This is a genomic window from Nocardia sp. NPDC059764 (assembly GCF_042732555.1).
In the GTDB taxonomy this organism is placed as follows: Bacteria; Actinomycetota; Actinomycetes; order Mycobacteriales; family Mycobacteriaceae; genus Nocardia.
This window is the reverse complement of sequence record NZ_JBHWHH010000271.1, coordinates 1-7,035: the sequence shown is the minus strand read 5'-3', so window position 1 is coordinate 7,035 and position 7,035 is coordinate 1. Positions and strand designations below refer to the sequence as shown.

Annotated in this window: 8 protein-coding genes; 5 read left to right on the top strand and 3 right to left on the bottom strand. The window is 72.0% G+C overall.

The genetic code is table 11. The features are described 5' to 3' along the window. Positions 1 to 91: 91 nt before the first annotated feature. Together ACFV4K_RS33975 and ACFV4K_RS33970 are read right to left on the bottom strand one after the other, a co-directional pair. Positions 92 to 517, bottom strand: coding sequence for a DUF3040 domain-containing protein (locus tag ACFV4K_RS33975; RefSeq protein WP_379280396.1), 426 nt, complete (start codon positions 515 to 517; stop codon positions 92 to 94). Positions 518 to 642: 125 nt separating this feature from the next. After that, positions 643 to 1,083, bottom strand: coding sequence for an SAV_6107 family HEPN domain-containing protein (locus ACFV4K_RS33970; protein ID WP_379280395.1), 441 nt, complete (start codon positions 1,081 to 1,083; stop codon positions 643 to 645). 208 nt (positions 1,084 to 1,291) lie between these two features. Here ACFV4K_RS33970 and ACFV4K_RS33965 point away from each other — a divergent pair, with 208 nt between their 5' ends. The 5 genes from ACFV4K_RS33965 to ACFV4K_RS33945 all read left to right on the top strand — a co-directional run bounded on the left by ACFV4K_RS33965 (position 1,292) and on the right by ACFV4K_RS33945 (position 6,464). Then, on the top strand, positions 1,292 to 1,903 hold the full coding sequence (locus ACFV4K_RS33965; protein ID WP_379280394.1) for a GNAT family N-acetyltransferase: 612 nt from the start codon (positions 1,292 to 1,294) through the stop codon (positions 1,901 to 1,903). Further along, the gene (locus ACFV4K_RS33960; RefSeq protein WP_379280393.1) at positions 1,900 to 3,516 is read left to right on the top strand and encodes a phytoene desaturase family protein; all 1,617 of its coding nucleotides are present in this window, start codon (positions 1,900 to 1,902) and stop codon (positions 3,514 to 3,516) included. Before ACFV4K_RS33965 ends, ACFV4K_RS33960 begins: the two co-directional genes overlap by 4 nt. A gap of 199 nt (positions 3,517 to 3,715) precedes the next feature. Next, positions 3,716 to 4,540: a carotenoid biosynthesis protein gene (locus ACFV4K_RS33955; RefSeq protein ID WP_379280392.1), complete on the top strand. Its 825-nt coding sequence runs from the start codon at positions 3,716 to 3,718 to the stop codon at positions 4,538 to 4,540. A 21-nt stretch (positions 4,541 to 4,561) separates the two neighbouring features. Next, positions 4,562 to 5,311 (top strand): LppM family (lipo)protein, encoded by a 750-nt coding sequence (locus tag ACFV4K_RS33950; RefSeq protein WP_379280391.1) that lies wholly within the window; start codon positions 4,562 to 4,564, stop codon positions 5,309 to 5,311. 10 nt (positions 5,312 to 5,321) lie between these two features. Next, positions 5,322 to 6,464, top strand: a complete 1,143-nt coding sequence (locus ACFV4K_RS33945; protein ID WP_379280390.1) for a glycosyltransferase — start codon at positions 5,322 to 5,324, stop codon at positions 6,462 to 6,464. A 7-nt stretch (positions 6,465 to 6,471) separates the two neighbouring features. On the opposite strand, the gene ACFV4K_RS33940 is transcribed toward ACFV4K_RS33945, so the two are convergent. Next, a partial coding sequence (locus tag ACFV4K_RS33940; protein ID WP_379280389.1) for a hypothetical protein occupies positions 6,472 to 7,035 on the bottom strand: 564 nt, incomplete at its 5' end.

Below are 7,035 nucleotides of genomic sequence, written 5' to 3'. Positions count from 1 at the left end.
GGCGCCACGGCGTGTCGTGAAGATCTTCAGTTGGTCGATCGTGGTCCGCTACCGTGCCGGTCCGAAAGCCGTCGGCCGCACGGTAGCCCGGTCAACTGTCCTGTTCGAACCTCTTGCGGAACCGGTCCTCCATCCGCGCGGAGAACCCGCCCTGCTTGCGGGGCTTGCCGCGGCCGGCGCCGGGAGCGCCGCCCTGGCTGGGATGGGCGTCCGAGGTCCGACCGGCCGGACCACCCATGCGGGGGCCACCGATCAGCAACAGCACACCCGCGCCGAACATGACGATGAAGCCGACGAGACTGATGATCGGGAAGCCGCCCGGCTTGAACGGCGCGGCGATGCCGGCCACCAAGAGAAACAGGCCGAGGACGAACAAGGCCGCCGCCTGGAGTCTGCGCCGACCGGTGGCAGAACGTAACCGTCCACCCCGAACAGTCGAGGCGAACTTCGGATCCTCAGCATAGAGCGCGCTCTCGATCTGTTCGAGCATGCGCTGCTCGTGCTCGGAGAGTGGCACGGTACCTCCCCCGGCACTAGGTGGTGGCTGTCGCCTCCGGGTAGACGACGGGTAGCCGACCTTGGCGGCTATCTGCCACCAATAATACGAGTTCGATCAGAACCGGACCACCTACTCGCCGATACTCACGCCAGCATTCCGTTCACCCACCCTGAACTGGGCCGCAGCCGCGACGCGGCGGCCAGCAGATCCGCCACGTCGTGCAGGAATGCGCCTACCCGCGAAGCGAACTCGTCGGCGCGGTGGTCGTCGATGGGCCGGGACAGGCCCGCTTCGAGCGCCGCGCGGGTCTCGGACTGGCCGGTGAAATAGTCCGTCCACATGACGAATTCCGGTGCCGCGCGCTGCATCAGGACCCAGGCGTTGCGCGAGCGCGCCCGGGGCGCCCCGTCGGCCCCTGTCAGTGCCAGCACCGCGCCCGCCCCGCGTAGCGCGGCCAGGTAGGCGATGCGGAAACGCTCCGCCGGATCGCGTTCTCCCCGTGCCTCCGACAGCAGCCCGTCAGCCTTGCGCAGCAGGTCGCCGGCGCGGCCCGGGTGGCCCGGACGTTCAGTTTTCCCGGTCATTTCGCGTACCTCCCCACTCGCACACCCGAATCACATCTATAAGGACAACGCGTCCCGATCAGGCATTTCACCCGATTCGATGATCGAACAGGCATTCGAAGGTTTCTGTTGGGTTTGAATATAGAGAGACCCACCGACAAGTTGAGGCGCCCACCGTGGCGCTACTGTCGATCCATCCGTCCGCGCCAACGAGAGTTGCGTCCAGCCGATGACCGCAGTCACCCCCAAACCGACGCCGGCACCCGTCGTGGTCGATCTGTCGGCCGCGACCCTGCGGCACCGGCTGCACGACGCCCTGGCGGTCTACGTCGCGGCGATGGACTATCCGCGCGGCACCGAACATCAGCGCGCGCCCATGTGGACCGAGCACACCACCCGCCCCGGTTGGAAGGCCGTGGCCGCGGTGCTGCCCGACGACGACGGACGACTGGACCTGCGCACCGCGCCCATCGTGGCCATCGCGTACGGCTATCACGGCGCGCCGCACCAGTGGTGGCATCAGCAGGTGTACAGCGGTATGCGGCGTACCGGCTGGCCCGAATCCGGCGCGCGGGAACTGCTTTCGGACTACTTCGAGCTCACCGAACTGCACGTGCACCCCGCCGCGCAGGGCCGCGGGCTCGGCGAGATCCTGCTCACCCGGCTGCTGCAGAACCGGCCCGAGCGCACCGTGCTGCTGTCCACCCCCGAAGTGGACCGCGAGGCCAACCGGGCCTGGCGGCTCTACCGGCGCCAGGGGTTCGGGGATGTGGTGCGGCACTTCATCTTCTCCGGCGACACCCGGCGGTTCGCGGTGCTCGGGCGGCGGCTGCCCCTGTGAGCAGGCGCGACAACGGTTCCCGCACAGTCGTAGTCGTCGGATCGGGGCACAACGCGCTGGTCGCGGCCTGCTACCTGGCCAAGGCCGGGCATCGGGTCGAGGTGCTCGAACGCGACACCGTGCTCGGCGGGGCCGTCTCCACCGTCGAACGGTTCCCCGGGCATCTGGTCGACCGGGGGTCCTCGGCGCACATCATGATCCGGCACACCGGGATCATCGAGGAGCTGGAGCTGGCCCGGTTCGGGCTGCGCTACATCGACTGCGACCCCTGGGCTTTCGCGCCCGCGCCCGCCGGGAGCGGGCTGGCGCCCATCGTGTTCCACCGGGACCTGGACCGGACCTGCGCGTCCATCGCCGCCGCCTGCGGGCAGCGTGACGCCGACGCGTACCGGCGGTTCGCGACCGTGTGGGGTCCGCGCAGCGCGCGGGTGATGCGGGCGTTCTCGGGCACCCCGACAGGCGGGCATCTGCTGAAGTCGTTCTGGGGCATGGATCCCCGCGAGGCGGCCGGGGCCACCGGGCGCGCCAGCGGCGGGGCCCTGTCCCGGGAGATGATGCAGACCGGAGACGCGCTGCTGGACAGCCTGTTCGACAGCGAACGGCTGAAGGCGGCGCTGGCGTGGTTCGGCGCGCAGTCCGGGCCGCCCATGTCCGAACCCGGGTCCGCGCCCATGGTGGGGTTCGCGGCGCTCATGCACACCTTGCCGCCCGGGCGCGCGGTCGGCGGCAGCGGCGCGCTGAGCGCGGCGCTGGTGGCCCGGCTGGAGTCCGACGGCGGCGTCGTCTCCCCCGGCGACGCGGTGACCGCTCTGACCCGCCGGGGCGACCGGTGGGAGGTGCGCACCGCGAGCGGGCGAAACCTGTCCGCGGACACCGTGATCGCGGGCAGCCACATCCTCACCACCCTGAACCTGCTGGAGCAGGGCGGATTCGACACCGCGACGATCGCCGACTGGCGACGCCGCATCCGTGTGGGGCCCGGGATCGGCATGGTGGTGCGCGCCGCGATCAGCGAACTCCCCCACTATCCCGGGGCCGAGACCGCCGAATCCGCGCACGGGCTGCAACTCCTCGTCACCGACCGCCGCGAGCTGCGTCGCGCCCACGGTGCGGCCCTGGCGGGCGATCTGCCGCCGCGCCCGGTCGTGCTGGCCATGACTTTCAGCGCCCTGGACCCGACCATCGCCCCCGCGGGCGAACACCAGGTCACCCTGTGGTCGCAGTGGCATCCCTACGATCTCGCCGACGGCAGCGACTGGTCCGCGCACGCCGAGACCGAGGCCGACCGCATCATCGCCGAAGTCGACGCCCTCGCACCGGGATTCGCCGCCTCGATCACCCAGCGCCACATCCAGACCCCCGCCGACCTGGAACGCGAGATGGGCCTGCTCGGCGGCAATGTCATGCACGTCGAGATGTCCATCGACCAGATGTTCATGTGGCGCCCCCTGCCCGAACTCGCCAACCAGCGCGTGCCCGGCGCCCCCGGCCTCTACCTCACCGGCGCCTCCACCCACCCGGGCGGCGGCGTCTCCGGCGCCAGCGGCCGCAGCGCCGCCCGCCTCGTGGACCGAGACCTGCGCCCCCGCCGCCTCTTCCCGCCCCGCCGATGACCGACCCCGCCCTATCGGGCCCCGCCACGAAACCCACTGCGGGTCCGCCCACACCACCTCGCCGGAGCGAACCGCCGTCGCGCTCCCCGCGGATCCGCGGCGCGACCGCCTTCCGCGAGGGAGAACGGCGCGAAGCCGGACTGCCCACAGTGATGGCGACGGCGCCTGGTCTGCTGCGCGACGTGTGGCAGGCCGTCGGATGACCGTGACCCGGTGGCCGGGGATCTGGACCGAGCGGCGGGCGGTGGCGATCTCGGCGGTGCCCGCGGTGTTGTCGGTGCTGGTGCAGATCTCGTATCCGCTGGCGCAGGGGGTCGGGCGGGATCGGGTGACGGTGGCGGTCGTATTGCTCTCGGCCGGGGCGGCTTTGACGCATGCGGCGGTGACGCGCGGGGTGCGGTGGGCGGCCGGGGTGCTGGTGATCGTGTCCGGGGTCGGGTTGGTGGCCGAGGTGGTGGGGACGGCTAGCGGGATTCCGTTCGGCGGTTACGACTATGCGAGCGGGCGGTTGGGGCCCGAGGTGCTGGGGGTGCCGGTGGTGGTGCCGCTGGCGTGGACGGGCGGGTTGTATCCGGTGTGGGTGGTGGCCGGGCTGCTGGCGAAGGGGGCGGCCGGGCGGGTTTCGCTGACCGCGGCGGGGGCGGTCGGGTGGGATCTGTTCCTGGATCCGCAGATGGTGGCCGATGGGCAGTGGACGTGGCGGTCGCCGATTCCCGGGCTGCCGGGGCTGGGTGAGATTCCGGTCAGCAACTATGCCGGCTGGTTCGCGGTGGCGGCGGTGATGGCGGGGCTGCTGGAGTGGTGGGATCGGACGGCCGCGGGTTCGGGTGCGGCGCGGGCGGTTCCGGTGGCGGTGTTCGGGTGGACGTGGCTGGGGTCGACGCTGGCGCACGCGGTGTTCCTGGGACTGCCGGTGTCGGCGGTGTACGGGTTCTGCGGGCTCGGGGTGCTGGGGATTCCGCTGGTTCGGGGGCTGAGGGCCCGTCGAATCACGCTGTGGCCCGGGACCCATGGCACGATGTGAGCCGTGCAGCCGAGTCCGAACATGTCGACAGCAGAGGGAACACTCGAATCCGCCCCACCCCGGCGACGATCGCGGCGATGGGTACGGACCGTGGCCGTGGTCCTGTTCGCGGGGCTGGCGGTCCTGTTGACCGGATGCCTCCGGGTGCAGGTGTCGATGGGCGTGTCCTCCAACGACCGGGTGTCCGGGCGCATCGTCGCCGCGGCCGTGCCGCAGCACGAGAAGGACAAGGGCCCGCAGCTCGCGGCCCCCGACGGCCTGTCCGGCAAGGTGCGGGTGGACTCCTACGCGCAGGACGGCTATGTCGGCAGCCAGGTGTACTTCGACGATCTCACCTTCGGTGAGGTGCAGCAGCTCGGCGGCCTGTCCGACCAAACCTCCGGCATGTTCAATCTGGTCTTCGCCCGCTCCGGCGACCTGGTCACCCTGACCGGCCGGGTGGACCTGAAGTCGCTGCCGCCGCAGGGCTCCGACGTGCAGCTGACCGTCGCCTTCCCGGCGCGCGTCGCCACCACCAACGGCACCCGCGAGGGCGATTCGGTGGTCACCTGGAAGCTGCCGCCCGGCGATGTCAGCACGCTGCGCGCCGAAGTCGGCTACGCGGACCCGAATACGCGGTCCTTCGCCGGATGGGCGGGCATCGTCGGCGGCATCACCCTCGCGGTGGCGGCGGTGGTCGCGGTGCTGGCGTACATGACCCGCAACCCCGATCCGCCGGCCTACGTGCGCGCCGCGCGCTGGCTGCGCCCGGACCGCACCAATACGCGTTAGCACCGAGCCCATGTCTCTTGCCCCGAAGGCGGTGGCGGCCGCGAGCGCCGTCGCCGCCTTCGGCGCATCGGTGGCTCTCGCCAATCGCCTCACCGTCCCCCGGCTGCGGCGCGGCGGGCCCACCGTCATCGAACCGGTCACCGTCTGCATTCCGGCCCGCGACGAGGCCGACCGGCTGCCCGAGCTCATCGCGGATCTGCGCGCCCAGCCCGATCTGCCGCGCCTGCGGGTCCTCGTCCTCGACGACGGCTCGACCGACGGCACCTTCGAGGCGGCGCGCGCGGCCATCCGCGGCGACCACCGATTCCTGCTCTCCCGCAATGACACCGATCCGGCGCCCGGCTGGACCGGCAAGACCGCGGCCTGCGCCCGGCTGGCCGAACTCGCCGACACCGCCGACGGCGTGCTGGTCTTCCTCGACGCCGACGTGCGGCTCGCGCCCGGCGCGCTGTCGGCCGCGATCCGTGAACTGCGGTCGGCCCGAACCGATCTGCTCTGCCCGTGGCCCCGCCAGCTCGCGGTCTCCCCCGCCGAACGCCTCGTCCAGCCGCTGCTGTGCTGGTCCTGGGCCTCGACTCTGCCGGTCGCGCTGGCGAATCGGACCCGGCGGCCGTCGATGGCCGTGGCGTGCGGGCAGTTCCTGGTCTTCGACGCCGCCGCCTACCGGGCCGTCGGCGGGCACGCCGCGGTCGCGGACAGCGTCACCGAGGATCTGGCCATCGCCCGCGAGCTGCGGCGCGCGGGGCGGTCCACCGCACTGGTCGCGGCCGGGCCGCTGGCCGAGACCCGCATGTACCGGGACGCGGCCGAGGTGAGCGAGGGCTACACCCGCTGGCTGTGGTCGGCCTACGGCGGGCCCGCGGGCAGTCTCGCGATCGGTTCGATTGCGGCACTGGCCTTCTGGGTTCCGCCCGTCGCGGCGGTGTGCGGGCGCGGACGGATCCGCCGGATGGGTCTACTCGGCTGTACCGCCGCCGTCACCGCCCGCCTGCTGGCCCGCTCCACCGAGAACGGCGGGCCGGTCGACGCCACGGATGCCGTTGCGGCACTGGCACACCCGTTCTCGGTCGCCGCCTACCTGGCCCTGTCGGCCCGGTCCCACCGCGCGCACCGCACTCGCGCGCTGCGCTGGAAGGGCCGGACCGTCGGCTGAGTCCCGATCAGGGAACCGGCGTCATCCCGATGGTCGGCAGGAAGAAGCAGGTGGTGTCGCCATTGCGGACCGTGCCGAACATGGCGGCCAGCACCGTGCCCGATCCCGTGTTCACCGGCACCGCGCGGACGCCGCCGACGGGCAGGGCCGCGGTGAAGTAGTCGTGCACGGCCTGTTCGACCATGGGCCGCAACTCGTTCGGGACCTGCGGCGGGATCATCGCATTGAGCACCTGGTTCAGCGGGCCCATCGGCACCAGGCCGCCGCGGCCGGTGGTGGTGTTGAACCAGGCGACCTGCATGCCGGAGGTGTCCGCGCCGTCGGGGGCGATGCCGTAGGGCACGAAGGCGAACATGGCCTGGCCCGCCTTGACGGCCGAAAGATCCAGGCCGGGAATGGAGATCGCGTAGTGCGGCCACGGGCCCGGGATGCTGCCCGCCATGGCGGGGGCCAGGCCCAGGGTGGTGCCGCCGAGACAGAACGGCGCGGCGGTCGGGTACAGGAAGGGCTTGATGCCCAAGGTCTGGAGTCCTTCGACGGCCTGACCGTAGGCCGACAGCCAGTCCGTCGG